We start from the raw sequence: 15,165 nt of genomic DNA on the forward strand, positions 1-15,165 counted from the left end.
GGTTTGTCTTCTGAGCGGTCAAAGTCCCCTGAGCGCCCAGGCAAAGCCCGGCCGGCCCTCAGGGGCGGCTAAGAAGGAGCCCGGAAAGAAGGCGCGCGACGCCGGCGGCGAAACGCCGTGCGGTCTTGTCGTCGATCGTGGTGCGGACCAGCATGGTCGTCGCGTTCCGTTTGCGCCTGTCGTTCAACTCTGCCGCACGCCGATTACCAAACCGTGTGCGCGGCAGAGCGGCTTGATAGCCGACTTCCTGTGTGTCGGGCAAGTCGAGACCTTCGTCCGTCTTGCCCGCTTGGGTCCCGCTGCCTAATCCTTGAGGCGTGTTTCCGGGGGTATCCATGCCGCGTCTTCCGCTTCTTCTCGCAGCAATTATGCTGACTGCCTCGCCCGCTTTCGCGCAGAAGGTCGACTGCAAGGTCCAGATCACGAAGTATCAGAAGCTGCTCGACAACGATCTCCGCATCGGCTTCGTCGGCAAGGAAATCTACGCCAAGGCGAGCGCGGACTTGGTCAAGACCAACGAACTCTGCAAAGCGGGCCAGAACGACGCCGCGATCCAGGCCGTGTTGGCGACCAAGAAGCGCTACGGCTATCCGCCCCAGCTGCAGTGATCAGTCGGGCAGTATCTGCGAGGCGATAGCCCGCGCGTAAGCCGGGGTGACCGCCTGATCGATGTCGCTCATCGCGCGTGCGAAAACGACTTCGGACAGTTCCGGTTTCTCGTCCTTCGCCAGATAGGCAGCCACGGCCTCGGCCGCCTGCGCTGCATCGAGCGCCGTATCATAGCGGCGCATGCAGCCGAACAGACCGCCATCCCAGACGATCCAGCGATCGTCCGTCGCCGTCAGGTAAGCGCCGAGGCCGGTTTCCTCATCGAGTTCGCGAAGGATCGAGCCTTCGATGTCGAGCCGGTCATCGACGATGTCGGCGCGGTCCGGCGTTCCGCACGGGAAGTAAAGGTTGCCGGCATTGTTGGTGTGGGCGGCCATCCGGCCGAACAGTAGCGCGCCATCGCTCGTCACGACCGCCGCCGCGCCGAACAGATTGAAGGCGCCGGCCGGAGGGAAATTGAGGCTCTGCCAATACATCAGCGCGGAGTACGAGACGATCGTATGTGTCGAGACGAGTTGGGAACCCGTGATCTCGACACTACGGGCGATGATCACCTCGCCGTCGAACAGTTCCGGCTTCCTGGCCTTGGCCGTGGCCCAGTTCGCGGCAATGGCGGCGGAATTGTTCTCCGCCCAGGGCCACACCTCGTCGACCATCCGGCATTCGAACGACGTGACGTCGCCCACGATGGGAGCCCTGCCGGACGGATTCAAGATGCTCATGCGGTGATGGTGCCCTCAGATACGACGACCGCCTCGCCGCCGATCGTACCTCCAGTCAGCGCGCCGTCCCAGACGTCGAGGCCGAGCACGATGCGGCTCGGGCGGCCCATCACGCGGCCCTGCTCGATGACATAGGTGTGCTGGCCATTGCCGGATGGCTGGAATTTCATCAGCACGCCCGCGAAGCTCGCGGCCGCCGAGCCGGTCGCCGGGTCTTCGGTGACGCCCATTCCCGGCGCGAACATGCGGGTGTCGAAGCTGGCATCGGGACTGACACCACCCGGCGTGTAGAGATGTGCAGCGTTGTGAGAATCGGTGCCGAAAGCCTTAGCCCAATGCTGTGCATGGATCGCGGCGCGATCGAGCGCATCGCGCGACTTCAGCGGCACGAAGGTGAAGGGAGCACCGACGCCGAACCGGCTCGGCACGTGATTGCCGAACCCGATGTCGGAGGCGTCCAGCCCGAGCGCCTCCGCGATGTCTGCGGCGGGTGCCGCCTCGCCGGCTTCATAAGGTAGCTTCGGCAGCTCGAACCGCGCGCGGCCGGTATCGCTTGCAGACAGACGGACCGTGCACGGGACGAGACCGATCTTCTCCTCGATGGTGAAGTTCAGGTCGTGGCCGATGCTGGCCTTGTTGAGCATCGCGAGCAGGACGGCCGAGCCGACCGTCGGATGGCCGGCGAAAGGCAGTTCTCCACCGGGCATGAAGATGCGCACGGCGGAGAGATTGACCGAGTCCTGCGGCGGTTGGACGAACACGGTCTCCGACAGGTTGAACTCGCGGGCGATGGCCTGCATCGCCTCGGTCTCAAGTCCCTCGGAGTCGAGAACAACCGCAAGCTGGTTGCCGGTGAACCGCTTGTCGGTGAAGACGTCGAGCGTGACGAAACGACGGGATTTCATAGCGGCTCAGCCTCGAAGCGGGTGGTCGGCTTCACGAACTCGTCCTGCGCGGCGACAGACAGGATCTCCCGCGATCCGGCGTCCGATGTGCGCTTGAGGAGGCCGTAGACCGACGATGCCGCGCGAGCCAAAGCCTCGGCAGCGCTGCCGGTCTCCATGAAGTGGACGAAGAACAGAGCGGCGATCGCGTCCCCTGCCCCGTTGACCGAGACTGGGAGAAGCGGCGTGCGGACGCGCGAACGTTTGCCGGCATCGGAGACAACGAGATCGAGTGAGCCGAGCGGCGTGTCGTCCGTTTGCAGGCTGGTGACGACCACCACTTTGGGGCCGAGTTCGTGGACTGCGTCGAGTGCGCGGGCCAGGTCCTCTGTTCCCTTCACTTCCATGCCGGACAGAAGTTCGAGCTCGAAATGGTTCGGCGTGATGATGTCGGCGGCCGGGACCGCGCGCGCCTTCATGAATTCCGGAATGCCAGGCCGCACGAACACGCCGCGCCCGACATCGCCGATCACCGGGTCGCAGCAATAGAGCGCGCCGGGATGCGCCGTCTTCACCCGCTCGACGGCGTCGAGGATCGCCTCGCCGATCGAGGCATCGCCCATATAACCGGACAGCACGCCGTCGCAGGTCCCGAGCACGCCGCGCTCGGCGATGCCGTCGACGACCTCGCGGATCGCCTCGCCGGAGAAAACCTGGCCTTTCCAGGCGCCGTAGCCGGTGTGGTTGGAGAACTGGACCGTGTTGACGGCCCAGACCTCGTGGCCGAGGCGCTGCATCGGAAAAACCGCCGACGCATTGCCGACATGGCCGTAGGCGACCCAGGACTGGATGGACAGGATGTTCATGACGCACCTTCGAGAGGATGCGCTTTAGGGCAGAGTTGGCAGGCGGCAAAGCGAAAAGGCGTGATGACTGCCATCACGCGAAACGTCAGCCCGGATCGCGCCAGCCCTTGAAGGCTTCGACCACTGCCGCCGCGTCGACGAGGCGGCGTACCACCGTCTCCGCCCCGGCATCGGTCAAGGCCTCGCTGGCGCCGGGTTGCTGATGCGAAGCTCCGACGAAGCCGATCACCCGCATGCCCGCCTTGACCGCGCCCGCAACGCCGGCAACCGAATCCTCGATGACGATGGTATCGGCAGGAGCGACGCCCATCTCCTTCGCGGCATGAAGATAGACGTCCGGCGCCGGCTTCGGCCTCTTTTCGCCGACTTCGCGCGCCGAGAAGATGTAGGGCCGGAACCGGTCCCACAGCCCGGTCGCGCCGAGCGTGATCTTGAGGCGGTGCGTCTCGGAATTCGAGCAGACGCAGCGCGGCGCGTCGATCAGGTCGAGCACCTCCTGAGCGCCGGGGATGATCTGGACGTTCGGCAGGCGCTTGTCGAGCTCGGCGGAATAATCGGCGAGGAAGCTGTCCGGAATGCCCCGGCCGAACTCCTCCTCGAGGATGTGGATTGTCTGCTCGTCGGTGAACCCGGCGAAGCGGCCGAGCATGTCCTCGACCTCGATCGGAAAGCCGGCCTCCGTCAACCGTTCGGCCATCAGCCGCAGAGCGAGGATTTCGGAATCGACGAGCACGCCGTCGCAATCGAAGATGACCAGCACGCGATATTCCCCCTGAACTGAAAAGCCCCGGCGCGATGGCCGGGGCTCGATCATGTCGGCCGACGATGGCGATCAGTTGCGGGCCTTGTCGACCAGCTTGTTCTTGCCGATCCACGGCATCATGCCGCGCAGCTTCTCGCCGACCTGCTCGATCTGGTGGGCGTCGTTGACGCGACGGATGCCTTTGAAGCGGGCGGCGCCGGCGCGATATTCCTGCATCCAGTCCGACGTGAACTTGCCGGTCTGAATGTCCTTCAGGACCTTCTTCATCTCGGCCTTGGTCTCGTCGGTGATGATGCGCGGACCCGAGACGTACTCGCCCCATTCGGCGGTGTTCGAGATCGAATAGTTCATGTTGGCGATGCCGCCCTCATAGATGAGGTCGACGATCAGTTTGGTCTCGTGCAGGCACTCGAAATAGGCCATTTCCGGTGCGTAGCCGGCCTCGACCAGCGTCTCGAAACCGGCGCGGATCAGCTCGACGAGACCGCCGCAAAGGACGACCTGCTCGCCGAACAAATCGGTCTCGCACTCTTCCTTGAACGTCGTCTCGATGATGCCCGAACGGCCACCGCCGACGCCCGAAGCATAGGCGATGGCGAGCTCGAGGGCATTGCCCGAATAGTTCTGGTGAACGGCGACCAGGCACGGCACGCCGCCGCCCTTCTGGTATTCGCCGCGCACGGTGTGGCCCGGGCCCTTCGGCGCGATCATGACGACGTCGATGGTCGACTTCGGCTCGATCAGGTTGAAGTGGACGTTGAGGCCGTGGGCGAAGGCGATCGCGGCGCCGTCGCGGATGTTCGGAGCGATCTCGTCCTTCCAGATGTCGGCCTGGAGCTCGTCCGGGGTGGCCATCATCATCAGATCCGCCCATTTGGCGGCCTCCGCGACCGACATGACCTTGAGGCCATCGGCCTCGACCTTCTTCGCCGTGGTCGATTCCGGACGCAGGCCGACCACGATGTCGTTGACGCCGGATTCCTTGAGGTTCAGCGCGTGGGCGCGGCCCTGCGAGCCGTAGCCGATGATGGCGACCTTCTTGCTCTTGATGAGATTGATGTCGGCATCCCGATCATAATAGACGCGCATGTTCGTAAACCCCTGAAACGGATGGCCGCGGACGCGGCTCGAGGTGAGTAGTTTGCGGGCTAAAGCGCCCTCCCCGCGGGGCCTATACGGCCCGGGGGCGTTTGGGACAAGTCAGACTTACATCCCCTTGGGGCCGCGCGAGATCGCGGCGACGCCGGTGCGGGACACTTCAACAAGGCCGAGCGGCAGCATAAGCGAGATGAACTGATCCAGCTTGTCCGACTTTCCGGTGAGCTCGAAGACGAAGCTTTCGATCGTCGCGTCCATGACGCGGGCGCGGAAGGCCTCGGCCAGACGCAGCGCCTCGGCGCGGATCTCGCCCTTGCCGGCGACCTTGATGAGCGCGAGCTCGCGCTCGACCATCGGGCCGGAATTGGAGAGGTCGACCACGCGATGAACCGGCACGAGGCGGCCGAGCTGGGCCTCGATCTGGTCGATAATCGCCGGCGTGCCGGAGGTGACGATGGTGATGCGGGAGCGATGCTTGTCGTGCTCGATCTCGGAGACCGTCAGGCTCTCGATATTGTAGCCGCGGCCGGAGAAGAGGCCGACGACGCGGCCGAGTACGCCCGGTTCGTTGTCCACGAGGACAGACAGGACATGGCGTTCGATGGGTTCTTTTTGGGAGAGCATTGTGCGCTTTCAATCGCCGGGGGCAGGAGCCCCCGGCCTACGAGTGTCGTCGGACGCGGCCCCCCGCCGCGCCCTGACATGTCGTCAGACGAGGACCTTGCCCTCTTCGGAGATGACCGAGCCGATGTCCTCGGCCGCCGCGGCATCGCCCAGGATCATGTCGTTGTGGGCCTTGCCCGACGGGATCATCGGGAAGCAGTTCTCGACCTTCTCGACGCGGCAGTCGAACAGGACCGGACCGTCGTAATCCAGCATTTCCTGGATCTTCTGGTCGAGCTCGGCCGGGTCTTCGCAACGAATGCCCTTGCCGCCATAGGCCTCCGCGAGCTTCACGAAGTCCGGCAGCGCCTCTGAGTACGACTGCGAATAGCGAGCGCCGTGGAGCAGTTGCTGCCACTGGCGGACCATGCCCATATATTCGTTGTTCAGGATGAAGACCTTGATCGGCAGGCGGAACTGCGTGGCGGTCGACATCTCCTGCATGTTCATCAGGACCGAGGCCTCGCCCGCGATGCAGCAGACGAGTGCGTCCGGATGCGCGACCTGCGCGCCGATCGCGGCTGGCAGGCCATAGCCCATCGTTCCGAGGCCGCCCGAGGTCATCCAGCGGTTTGGCTGCTCGAAATGATAGTACTGCGCGGCCCACATCTGGTGCTGGCCGACCTCGGTCGTGACATAGGTCTCACGGCCCTTGGTGGCCTCGTAGAGCCGCTCGACCGCGTATTGCGGCTTGATGATGTTTTTCGAGCCCGTGTAGTTGAGGCTCTTGCGCGAACGCCAGCGGCCGATCTGCTTCCACCAGTCCTTCAGCGCGTCCTTGTCGGCTTTCTTCTTCTCGTCCTTCCAGAGACGCAGCATCTCCTTGATGACGTTGCCGACGTCGCCGATGATCGGGATATCGACCTTGATGATCTTGTTGATCGAGGACGGGTCAATATCGACGTGGATCTTCTTCGAGCCCGGCGAGAACGCATCGACGCGGCCGGTGACGCGGTCGTCGAAGCGGGCGCCGAGGCAGATCATCACGTCGCAATCATGCATCGTGTGATTGGCTTCGTAGGTGCCGTGCATGCCGAGCATGCCGAGCCATTGCTTGTCGGATGCCGGAAAGGCGCCGAGGCCCATCAGGGTCGAGGTGATCGGAAAGCCGGTCGCGTGGACGAGCTCGCGCAGCGCCTCGCTCGCTTCTGGCCCCGAATTGATGATGCCGCCGCCGGTGTAGAAGACCGGCTTCCTGGCCGATGCCATCAACTCGACCGCCGCGCGGATGCGGTCCTCGTCGCCCTTCACACGCGGCTGATAGGTCGGATGCGAGACATTCTCGGGACCGGTGTAGAGACCGGCAGCGAACTGCAGATCCTTCGGGATATCGACCAGAACGGGGCCGGGGCGGCCGGAGCGCGCGACGTAGAACGCCTCGTGCAGGATGCGCGCGAGATCGTTGACGTCCTTGACCAGATAATTGTGCTTGGTCGCGGCGCGGGTGATGCCGACGGTATCGCATTCCTGGAACGCGTCGGTGCCGATCAGATGGGTCGGGACCTGGCCGGTGATGACGACGAGCGGGATCGAATCCATCAGTGCGTCGACCATGCCGGTGACGGCGTTCGTCGCGCCCGGACCCGAGGTCACGAGGACGACGCCGACCTTGCCGGTCGAACGGGCATAGCCCTCGGCCGAATGGGTCGCGCCCTGCTCGTGACGGGCGAGGATGTGCTGGAGCTCGTTCTGCTGGAAGAGCGCGTCGTAGATCGGAAGTACCGCGCCGCCCGGATAGCCGAAAATGGTATCCACGCCCTGGTCGAGCAAAGCCCGAACCACGATCTCGGCGCCGGTCATCTGTTGCTTCGCGATCTTCTTCGCCATGGCGATTTCTCCGCCCTCACTTGCAGACCACCCGGAAAGTTTTCGGTACCGACCGGGCAATAAAAAAGGGGCCTCGAAGAGCCCCTGCATGCGCCACCTTTCGCGACGGTCCATGACCGTTACGTTGATGGCGCTCCCGATACGATAATGAGCGTGCGCACGGCGCAGCCTCTCCTGTTGATCGTGACAGTCACATAATCCGCTGCCTGGGAACGGTCAAGCGGACTTTGGGCGAAAATGTGGACCGCCATGATCTTGGCCGACGGACATTGCCGGAGACTTAACGCGGAACGGCTCAGAACCGGTACGAAAATCCGCCGCGAACAAGATGCAGATCGTTCAGGTCGATCTTCGTACCGGACGTGCCGGCGAGCGAGAAATCCTCGTCGCCGTAATCGACGAAGAGATATTCGACGCGCGCGGTCCAGTTCTCCGAGACCTTCATGTCGGCGCCGGCGCCGAAGGTGAAGCCCTTGGCCCAAGCGCTGTCGTCGAACAGCGGCGAACCGCCTACGTCGGACGCTTCCGCCTCGACATGCGCCAGCGAGAAGCCGCCGGCGACGAACAGAAGGATGTCGTCGAAGCTGTAACCGAGCTTCACGCGGGACGTGGAGAAGGCGTCGATCTTGGCGTCGATGTCGGCGCCGCCGCCGAGATCTTCCCCGCCGTCGATCTTGCCGAAGGACAGGCTGCCCTCAAGGCCGTAGACCCAGTTTCCGGATTGCCAGTTGCGGCCGTAAAAGACGCCGCCAAAGCCGCCTTCGGCGTCGAACTCGCCGGGCGTGCCGGGCGCGGCCGTTCCAGGCGTGAACTCAGCCTCGCCGGAAACAGCGCCACCGCCCTGCACACCGACGAAATAACCACCCCAGTCGCCCGCCGCGGGCGCAGGTGCTGTCACGTCGGCGGCAAAAGCCACCGTCGTCGAAAGCGCCAATGCGGCAAAGGTGAGAGGGAGTCTGATCATTCCGAGCCAAATCCTGAATTGGTGCAACCAGTAAGCCGAATTTGCTGCGATTGCTGTACCCTCAGCATCACACAAGTCAAAAATGCAAAAACCCCGCCCGGTTGCCCGGGCGGGGTCTGACAATCGCCGAGGCGACAGAGATCAGAACAGGTTGAAGTGGTAGGCGATACCGGCGCGGATCATGTGGGTGTCTTCCACGTCGATGTTGACCGCAGCCGGAACGTCGAAGTCCTCGTCACCCCAGTTGAAGTACATGTACTCGATGCGAGCCGACCAGTTCTCGGCGAACTTGGTCTCGAGGCCAGCGCCGACCGTGAAGCCCTTCAGCCACTGGTCGTCATCGACGCCAGCAACGTCCAGTTCGGCGCGGGCGAGAGAGAAACCACCGGCGGCGTAGAGCAGGACGTTGTCGAAGGCGTAGCCGACACGGGCACGCGAAGCCGAGAAGCCCTGAATCTTGAAATCGTCGCCGGCCGGATAGGCATCGTCGTCAACGCTGATGTCGGCGAAGGACACGCTGCCGTCGAGGCCAAGGACCCAGTTTCCGAACTGCCAGTTGCTGCCGTAGTAGAGGCCGCCGAAGCCGCCTTCCGCGTCAAAGGTGTCGGCCAAGGTGTCGTCGTCGAACTCGCCCCAGGCGAAGCCGCCCTGGATACCGGCGTATTGGCCCGACCAGATGTCAACCGGAGCAAGAGCCGCTTCCGGAGCCATGATCGGCATGTCGGCCGCCATGGCTGCGGTGGAGAGAGCGGCGAACGCAGCGCCGGCGAGAAGAATACGCTTCATGAGAGGTGGCCCCCGAATGTTTGTGAATCAGTTTGTACAGATTGAGGGCCTGAAACGCTGTAACGCGAAAGCCACAGGCGCCTCGATTGTGACGGCCCTGCCTCCGTTGCGCCGGAAAGACGGCAAGACCTCACGCTTCCGTGATCGGAAATTCCGGCCAGTCTCCAAACCGGCGCCGCATCCAGGTGTCCTGGCGCTTCGCGTACTGGCGCGTTTCTGTGATCGAGAGATCTATCGCGGCTTGCAACGACATTTCGCCCCGCAGATGGGCCGCGAGCAGCGGCACCCCGATGGCGCGCATGACCGGCAGCGCCGGATCGAGCCCGCGATCCATGATAGCCCGTACCTCGTCGAGCGCACCTTGCTCGATCATCGTCTGGAATCGTACGCCGATGCGGCGGCGCAATTCCGTGCGCTCGACCTTGAAGACGTATCTCTCCGCCTGCCCCGGATCGATCAGCGGCCTGGAAGCGACTTCCTGCCAGTGCGACAGCGAGCTCCCGGTGGCCTCCAGCACTTCAAGGGCGCGGATCACCCGCTGCGGGTCGGACGGACGCAGGCGCCGGGCCATTTCGGGATCGCGGCGGCCAAGTTCGCGGTGCAGGTCCTCAGTCGAAGCTTCCGCTCCGCGGGTCCGCCAGTGCTGCCGCACGGCCTCGGGAATGTCGGGAACAGGCGAAATACCTTGCGTGAGAGCTTCGAAATAGAGGCCTGTCCCGCCGACAAAAATCAGGATGCGCCCGTCCTCCCGCGCTTGGGTGACGACAGGCTCGACATCCGCGAGCCAGCGCCCGACCGAATACGCTTCCGCGCCATCGACATGGCCGTAGAGAAGATGCGGCGCCCTCGCCTCATCCGCCTCGGGTGGCCGGGAGGTCAGTAGCCGCAGGTCGCGATAGACCTGCATCGAATCGGCATTGACGATCGTACCGCCGGTCTCCTCCGTAAGCCTGAGTGCGGCCGCGGATTTCCCGCTGGCCGTCGGACCGGCGAGAAGGATGATACGGGGTTGGGACGGCACGGGCTTGTTCATGGGAGCCGGCCCTTATAGTCGTGCGCGACCATGCTGCACATCGCCGTTCTCACTGCCAATCCCGACAATCCCGTTGTGAATGGCGATCTCCTCGATCGCGTTCGGGCGGCCCTGCCCGGCGCTCACGATCCGAAATCATTGGCGGACGGTGTTGCAGCCGAGATCGCGTTTGAGGCCGACGCCGGCTCATTGCCCGGTTTGCTGGACGACGTCGGCAGCGTGCTGGGCAATTCCCCCGTCGATCTCAACATCCTGCCTCCGGCGCACCGCCGGAAGGCGCTCCTCGTCGCCGACATGGATTCGACCATGATCGGCCAGGAATGCGTGGACGAGCTGGCCGATCTCGTCGGGCTGAAGGCGCAAGTTTCCCTCATCACCGAGCGTGCAATGCAGGGCGAAATCGCGTTCGAACCGGCCCTGAGGGAGCGTGTCGCGCTTCTGAAGGGTCTGGCGACGAATCAGATCGATCGGCTTCTGGAGGAGCGCATCACCCTGATGTCCGGCGCGGAGACGCTGGTGAAGACGATGCGGGCGAACGGCGCGCACACGGCTCTGGTCTCGGGCGGGTTCACCCTGTTCACCGGACCGGTCGCGGCACGGCTCGGCTTTCACGAGGATCGATCGAACCGGCTCGATCTGGATGGCGAATTCCTGCGCGGCACGATCGCAGAGCCGATTCTCGGGCGCGAGGCCAAACGCGAGGCGCTGGTCGAACTGCGCGACGCGCTCGGCCTCAATCGCGAGCAGACTTTGGCCGTCGGCGACGGAGCGAACGATCTGGCGATGATCGCGGAGGCGGGCCTCGGAGTGGCGTTCCGCGCAAAGCCGGCCGTGGCCGCTGCCGCGGGGGCCCGGGTCACCCACGGCGACCTGACCGCCCTCCTCTATTTGCAGGGTTATCACCGCGACGAATTCGCAGCGTGAGCGCCCTCCCTCCCCCGTGCGGGAGGGAAAACATCTCACTCCGTCGGCACGCGCAGGAAGCGCATTTCCGCCTTGGCGTTGGCGACCAAAGCGAGCGCGCTCGACTGGCCGTCCTTCTTCAACGCTGCGAGCCTGGCGGTGAAGTCCTCCGGCGTCGCGATCTTCTGTTGCGCGATTTCGAGGATGACGTCGCCGACCCGGACGTTCGAGTCCTTCAGCGGCGATTCCGGCTTCACCGCGACGACGACCACGCCGCCTTCGAGCGTCGGGTCGATCTTGAAGCGGGCGCGTGTGTCGTCATTGAGCGGCGCGACGTCGAGGCCGAGGACGGAACCCGTCGCGACCGGGGGCGCCAGCGGCTTGTCGTTCTCCCCGGATGGCTTGGCCTCCGCGGCCGCGCCTTCCTCGAGACGACCGATATCGATCTGGGTACGGATTTCCTTGCCGTCGCGAAGAATCAGGATCTCGGCCTTGCGATCGACGCCCGCATCGGCAACGAGGCGCTGCAGAACGCGCGACGTCGTCACCGGCTTGCCGTCGAAGGTGACGATGACGTCGCCGATCTTGAGGCCTGCCTTGGCAGCCGGTCCCTGCTCGTTGACGCCGGCGATGAGAGCGCCCTGAACGTTCTTCAGAGACAGGCGCTGGACGATTTCCGGCGGCACGTCCTGGATACGGACGCCGATATAGCCGCGCCGCGTCTCGCCGAAGCGGATCAACTGATCGATGACGGGCGCGAGCGTCGAGACGGGCACCGCGAAACCGATACCGACCGAGCCGCCGGTAGGCGACAGGATGGCGGTGTTCATACCGACGACCTCGCCGTCCAGATTGAACAGCGGACCGCCCGAATTGCCCTTGTTGATGCTCGCGTCGGTCTGGATGAAATTGTCGTAGCGGCCGGTGCGCATGTCGCGATTGCGACCCGAGACGATGCCCGAGGTCGCCGACAGGCCGATGCCGAACGGATTGCCCATTGCGAGCACCCATTCGCCGACGCGAAGCCGGTCGGGATTGCCGAACTTCGCGGCCTCAAGCGGCGCGGACGGCTTCACCTTCAGCACCGCGACGTCGGTTTCCTTGTCCTTGCCGACGACCTCGGCCGGGAGCTTGGAACCGTCATTGAAGGTCACTTCGACCCGGTCGGCGCCGTCGACGACGTGGAAGTTGGTGACGATCGTGCCGGCAGGATCGATCACGAAGCCGGACCCCTCGCCGGTCGGGCGTGCCCGGTTGTCGCCACCCTGCTGGCGCTTGAAGAAATCGTCGAAGAATTCGTCGAGCGGCACATCCGGGGAAAGCTTCGGATCGTCCGTGTCGTCCCCGCCCGTGCCGTCGACGTCCTCGGAGGTCGAGATCAGGACGACCGAATCCACGACCTGGTCGATCGTATCGGCAAGTGCCTCTGGTCCACGCGGTGTCGGCGGCGGAGGTGTCTGGGCTGTTGCCTCTGCGATCAGCAGCAGAAGGCCGGCAATTCCGGCGGCCGGTCGGACGATCCTACGCGAAACGAAATCTGTCATGGGCGACCTCTGATGCGAAGTCTAACCCGTTAAACGCCGCGATGAAAACCGTTCCGTCAGCCGCGAATCAGCCAGACGAGGGCAAGGCCGATGGCGGCGGAGATCAGACCGACGAGACGAAGCGTTTGCGGCGGCGTCGCCGCCGCCCTTTCCATTGCCCGGACGACCGCACCGGGAAAAGCGGCCGACACGAGGCCCTCGATCACGAGAACGAGACCGAGGGCCACGATGAAGTCGGTCACTGTGCCGGCGCGGCTCCAAGAGCTGGGGCCGGCGGCGTCTGCCCGTTCGGAGATCTGAAATACTTCAGGAAATCCGAATCTGGGCTGAGGACGAGCCGCGTGTCGTTCGCGCCGAGGCCGGTCTCGTAGGCCTGCATCGAGCGGAAGAACGCGAAGAAGTCCTGATCCTGGCCGTAGGCATTCGCGAAGATCGCGCTGCGCTCGCCATCGCCCTGGCCGCGGATCGCCTCGGCGGCGCGGTTGGCTTCGGCGGTGATCACAATCACGTCACGATCGGCCCTGGCGCGGATACGCTGCTGCGCTTCCTGGCCCTGGGCGCGAATCTCGGCGGCTTCGCGGGCACGCTCGGTCTGCATACGCTGGTAGATTGCCTGACTGTTCTGCTCCGGCAGATCGGCGCGGCGGATGCGAACGTCGATCACGTCGATGCCGAGACTCGCAGCCTGTGTGTTCACGGTTTCGCGGATGCGCGACATCAACTGCGCGCGCTCGTCACGGACGACCTGCTGGAACGTCGATTCACCGAGCACGCGGCGAAGACCCGAGTTCACGAAGGTCGCGAGCTGGCTGTTGGCCGTCTCGACCGAACCTAGGGTCTGGTAGAACTTAAGCGGATCGATGACCTTGTAGCGCGCGAAGGCGTCGACACGCAGCCGCTTCTGGTCGGAGGCGATGACCTCCTGCTCAGGCAGGTCGAGCGCGAGGATGCGCTTGTCGATCCGGACGACGCTGTCGATGAACGGCAGCTTGAGGTTGAGACCCGGCTCGCGAACGATCTTGATCGCCTGGCCGAAGCGCAGGACGAGCACCTGTTCGGTCTGGCTGACCGTGAACAGCGAACTCAGACCAAGGAAAGCGGCGAGTATGACGACGACGAACGCCGCACCGCCAATGAGACTTTTCATCGGGCAACTCCCGTGGTCGGCGGAATGGCGGGACGCGGAGCAGCCGCCGGCGGAGCGCTGGTCGAGCCGCCGCGCGGCTGGGAGCGCTCCATCTGGGTCAGAGGCAGGAAGGGCACGACACCCTGCCCGCCCGTGGTCGGATCGATGATGATCTTGTCGGTCGAGCCGAGCACGCGCTCCATCGTCTCGAGGAAGATGCGCTCGCGGGTGACCTGCGGCGCCTTGCGGTACTCGTTGAAGACCGAGTTGAAACGGTCGGCGGCACCGCGCGCCTCGTTGACGACGCGCTCCTTGTAGCCTTCGGCGGCCTGCGAGATGCGGGCTGCCTCGCCTCGCGCTTCCGGCACGACGCGGTTGGCGTAGGCCTGCGCCTCGTTCTGCACGCGCTCCTGGTCGGCACGGGCCGCCTGGACGTCGCGGAACGCATCGATGACCTGATCCGGCGGATCGACCTTCTGCATCTGTACCTGGATGATGAGGACACCGGCCTGGTACTCGTCCAGCGTCTTCTGCATCAGCTCGTGGACCGCGGACTCGATGTTCTGCCGGCCCTGGGTGAGGACGAGCTGGAGATCGGTGCGGCCGATGACCTCGCGCATCGCGCTTTCGGCGATGGCGCGGATCGTGTTCTCGGGCGCCTGCAGGTTGAACAGGAAGTCGGCCGCACCTCCGGGGGTATCGGTCGCGGGATTGCCCGGCTTGATCTGCCAGACCACCGTGAAGTTGACGTCGACGATGTTCTCGTCGCCCGTCAGCATCAGGCTTTCCTGGGGGATCTCGCGGACGCCGACCGTCGAGCGCTGGCTTGCGCCTTCCATGCGCAGGCCGATCTCCAGGCGACGGTTCTCGGTGACGTTCGGAATGATCACCGTCTCGATCGGATAAGGCAGGTGATAGTGCAGGCCGTCGCCGGTCGTGCGGACATGCTTGCCGAAGCGTAGCACGACGCCCTGCTCGCTCGGGCTGACCGTGAAGAAGCCGGATGCGGCCCACAGCGCCAGAGCCGCGATGATGATGAGAAGGATGCCGCGGCCGCCACCGAAGAAACCGCCCGGCATGACGCGACGCAGGCGGTCCTGGCTACGGCGGAGAAGCTCGTCGATATCCGGCGGACGCGGGCCGCCCGACTGCGGGCCACCGCCCCACGGACCAGGATTGGGCCTCCAGGGACCGCCGCCACCGCCGCTTTGATTGCTCCAGGGCATAGAAATCCTTCTCCATTCCGCTCGGAATGCGGATGTATTCCGTCAATTGGTTGGAAAGCTTGTAGGCGACCGCACGGCGACCGATCAACCCAGACAGAGAATGCGGGCCACGAAATGGCTAATCCTTTGCCGCGGTTCAAGAGAGCAGAAC

The 15,165-nt window shown here is 64.5% G+C and carries 17 protein-coding genes; 2 read left to right on the plus strand and 15 right to left on the minus strand.

Features of this window, described 5'->3' with window-relative positions:
• Positions 1-58: 58 nt before the first annotated feature.
• Complete coding sequence (locus ACFPFW_RS14270) at positions 59-262, minus strand: hypothetical protein (protein WP_162799730.1); 204 nt, start codon at positions 260-262, stop codon at positions 59-61.
• 73 nt (positions 263-335) lie between these two features.
• Between ACFPFW_RS14270 and ACFPFW_RS14275 the strand changes: the two genes are divergently transcribed.
• A complete protein-coding gene (locus tag ACFPFW_RS14275; RefSeq protein WP_114957697.1) occupies positions 336-608 on the plus strand; it encodes a hypothetical protein in 273 nt (90 codons plus the stop codon).
• Here ACFPFW_RS14275 and ACFPFW_RS14280 read toward each other — a convergent pair whose 3' ends face one another.
• From ACFPFW_RS14280 to miaA, 10 genes are all read right to left on the minus strand, one after another.
• A complete protein-coding gene (locus ACFPFW_RS14280; protein WP_114957696.1) occupies positions 609-1,331 on the minus strand; it encodes an NUDIX hydrolase in 723 nt (240 codons plus the stop codon).
• Positions 1,328-2,236 (minus strand): PhzF family phenazine biosynthesis protein, encoded by a 909-nt coding sequence (locus tag ACFPFW_RS14285; RefSeq protein ID WP_114957695.1) that lies wholly within the window; start codon positions 2,234-2,236, stop codon positions 1,328-1,330. The genes ACFPFW_RS14280 and ACFPFW_RS14285 overlap by 4 nt, the downstream gene beginning before the upstream one ends.
• Positions 2,233-3,081 carry a pyridoxal kinase PdxY gene (gene pdxY / locus ACFPFW_RS14290; protein WP_114957694.1) on the minus strand — a complete coding sequence of 283 codons (849 nt, stop codon included), beginning with the start codon at positions 3,079-3,081 and terminating at the stop codon, positions 2,233-2,235. Before pdxY ends, ACFPFW_RS14285 begins: the two co-directional genes overlap by 4 nt.
• A gap of 85 nt (positions 3,082-3,166) precedes the next feature.
• Positions 3,167-3,841: an HAD family hydrolase gene (locus ACFPFW_RS14295; RefSeq protein WP_114957693.1), complete on the minus strand. Its 675-nt coding sequence runs from the start codon at positions 3,839-3,841 to the stop codon at positions 3,167-3,169.
• 72 nt (positions 3,842-3,913) lie between these two features.
• Positions 3,914-4,933 (minus strand): ketol-acid reductoisomerase, encoded by a 1,020-nt coding sequence (ilvC, locus tag ACFPFW_RS14300; protein WP_114957692.1) that lies wholly within the window; start codon positions 4,931-4,933, stop codon positions 3,914-3,916.
• 117 nt (positions 4,934-5,050) lie between these two features.
• Positions 5,051-5,566 carry an acetolactate synthase small subunit gene (gene ilvN / locus ACFPFW_RS14305; protein WP_114957691.1) on the minus strand — a complete coding sequence of 172 codons (516 nt, stop codon included), beginning with the start codon at positions 5,564-5,566 and terminating at the stop codon, positions 5,051-5,053.
• A gap of 84 nt (positions 5,567-5,650) precedes the next feature.
• On the minus strand, positions 5,651-7,432 hold the full coding sequence (locus tag ACFPFW_RS14310) for an acetolactate synthase 3 large subunit (RefSeq protein ID WP_114957690.1): 1,782 nt from the start codon (positions 7,430-7,432) through the stop codon (positions 5,651-5,653).
• Between the two features lie 295 nt (positions 7,433-7,727).
• Positions 7,728-8,396, minus strand: coding sequence for an outer membrane protein (locus tag ACFPFW_RS14315; RefSeq protein ID WP_114957689.1), 669 nt, complete (start codon positions 8,394-8,396; stop codon positions 7,728-7,730).
• 141 nt (positions 8,397-8,537) lie between these two features.
• On the minus strand, positions 8,538-9,182 hold the full coding sequence (locus ACFPFW_RS14320; protein ID WP_114957688.1) for an outer membrane protein: 645 nt from the start codon (positions 9,180-9,182) through the stop codon (positions 8,538-8,540).
• 130 nt (positions 9,183-9,312) lie between these two features.
• Positions 9,313-10,215 carry a tRNA (adenosine(37)-N6)-dimethylallyltransferase MiaA gene (gene miaA, locus ACFPFW_RS14325; protein ID WP_114957687.1) on the minus strand — a complete coding sequence of 301 codons (903 nt, stop codon included), beginning with the start codon at positions 10,213-10,215 and terminating at the stop codon, positions 9,313-9,315.
• Between the two features lie 30 nt (positions 10,216-10,245).
• Here miaA and serB point away from each other — a divergent pair, with 30 nt between their 5' ends.
• The gene (gene serB, locus ACFPFW_RS14330; protein WP_114957686.1) at positions 10,246-11,139 is read left to right on the plus strand and encodes a phosphoserine phosphatase SerB; all 894 of its coding nucleotides are present in this window, start codon (positions 10,246-10,248) and stop codon (positions 11,137-11,139) included.
• Positions 11,140-11,174: 35 nt separating this feature from the next.
• Here the strand turns inward: serB and ACFPFW_RS14335 are convergent, their stop codons facing one another.
• The 4 genes from ACFPFW_RS14335 to hflK are packed head-to-tail and all read right to left on the minus strand — an operon-like array spanning position 11,175 to position 15,014.
• Entirely contained in the window at positions 11,175-12,662 is a 1,488-nt protein-coding gene (locus ACFPFW_RS14335) for a Do family serine endopeptidase (protein ID WP_114957685.1), read from the minus strand.
• Positions 12,663-12,718: 56 nt separating this feature from the next.
• On the minus strand, positions 12,719-12,904 hold the full coding sequence (locus ACFPFW_RS14340) for a DUF2065 domain-containing protein (protein WP_114957684.1): 186 nt from the start codon (positions 12,902-12,904) through the stop codon (positions 12,719-12,721).
• Entirely contained in the window at positions 12,901-13,809 is a 909-nt protein-coding gene (hflC, locus tag ACFPFW_RS14345) for a protease modulator HflC (RefSeq protein WP_114957683.1), read from the minus strand. The genes ACFPFW_RS14340 and hflC overlap by 4 nt, the downstream gene beginning before the upstream one ends.
• Positions 13,806-15,014 carry an FtsH protease activity modulator HflK gene (gene hflK, locus ACFPFW_RS14350; RefSeq protein WP_114957682.1) on the minus strand — a complete coding sequence of 403 codons (1,209 nt, stop codon included), beginning with the start codon at positions 15,012-15,014 and terminating at the stop codon, positions 13,806-13,808. The genes hflC and hflK overlap by 4 nt, the downstream gene beginning before the upstream one ends.
• Between the last annotated feature and the right edge of the window lie 151 nt (positions 15,015-15,165).

Origin of the sequence: Flaviflagellibacter deserti (assembly GCF_042652085.1) — a bacterium.
Lineage (GTDB): Bacteria > Pseudomonadota > Alphaproteobacteria > Rhizobiales > Methylopilaceae > Flaviflagellibacter > Flaviflagellibacter deserti.

What these genes read in the sequence shown, in the direction of transcription:
- serB (WP_114957686.1), top strand. Translation starts at nt 10,246, where the DNA reads ATGCTGCACATCGCCGTTCTCACTGCCAATCCCGACAATCCCGTTGTG.
- ACFPFW_RS14335 (WP_114957685.1), bottom strand. Translation starts at nt 12,662, where the DNA reads ATGACAGATTTCGTTTCGCGTAGGATCGTCCGACCGGCCGCCGGAATT.
- ACFPFW_RS14285 (WP_114957695.1), bottom strand. Translation starts at nt 2,236, where the DNA reads ATGAAATCCCGTCGTTTCGTCACGCTCGACGTCTTCACCGACAAGCGG.
- ACFPFW_RS14280 (WP_114957696.1), bottom strand. Translation starts at nt 1,331, where the DNA reads ATGAGCATCTTGAATCCGTCCGGCAGGGCTCCCATCGTGGGCGACGTC.
- pdxY (WP_114957694.1), bottom strand. Translation starts at nt 3,081, where the DNA reads ATGAACATCCTGTCCATCCAGTCCTGGGTCGCCTACGGCCATGTCGGC.
- ACFPFW_RS14320 (WP_114957688.1), bottom strand. Translation starts at nt 9,182, where the DNA reads ATGAAGCGTATTCTTCTCGCCGGCGCTGCGTTCGCCGCTCTCTCCACC.
- miaA (WP_114957687.1), bottom strand. Translation starts at nt 10,215, where the DNA reads ATGAACAAGCCCGTGCCGTCCCAACCCCGTATCATCCTTCTCGCCGGT.
- ACFPFW_RS14315 (WP_114957689.1), bottom strand. Translation starts at nt 8,396, where the DNA reads ATGATCAGACTCCCTCTCACCTTTGCCGCATTGGCGCTTTCGACGACG.
- hflK (WP_114957682.1), bottom strand. Translation starts at nt 15,014, where the DNA reads ATGCCCTGGAGCAATCAAAGCGGCGGTGGCGGCGGTCCCTGGAGGCCC.
- ilvN (WP_114957691.1), bottom strand. Translation starts at nt 5,566, where the DNA reads ATGCTCTCCCAAAAAGAACCCATCGAACGCCATGTCCTGTCTGTCCTC.
- hflC (WP_114957683.1), bottom strand. Translation starts at nt 13,809, where the DNA reads ATGAAAAGTCTCATTGGCGGTGCGGCGTTCGTCGTCGTCATACTCGCC.
- ACFPFW_RS14310 (WP_114957690.1), bottom strand. Translation starts at nt 7,432, where the DNA reads ATGGCGAAGAAGATCGCGAAGCAACAGATGACCGGCGCCGAGATCGTG.
- ilvC (WP_114957692.1), bottom strand. Translation starts at nt 4,933, where the DNA reads ATGCGCGTCTATTATGATCGGGATGCCGACATCAATCTCATCAAGAGC.
- ACFPFW_RS14275 (WP_114957697.1), top strand. Translation starts at nt 336, where the DNA reads ATGCCGCGTCTTCCGCTTCTTCTCGCAGCAATTATGCTGACTGCCTCG.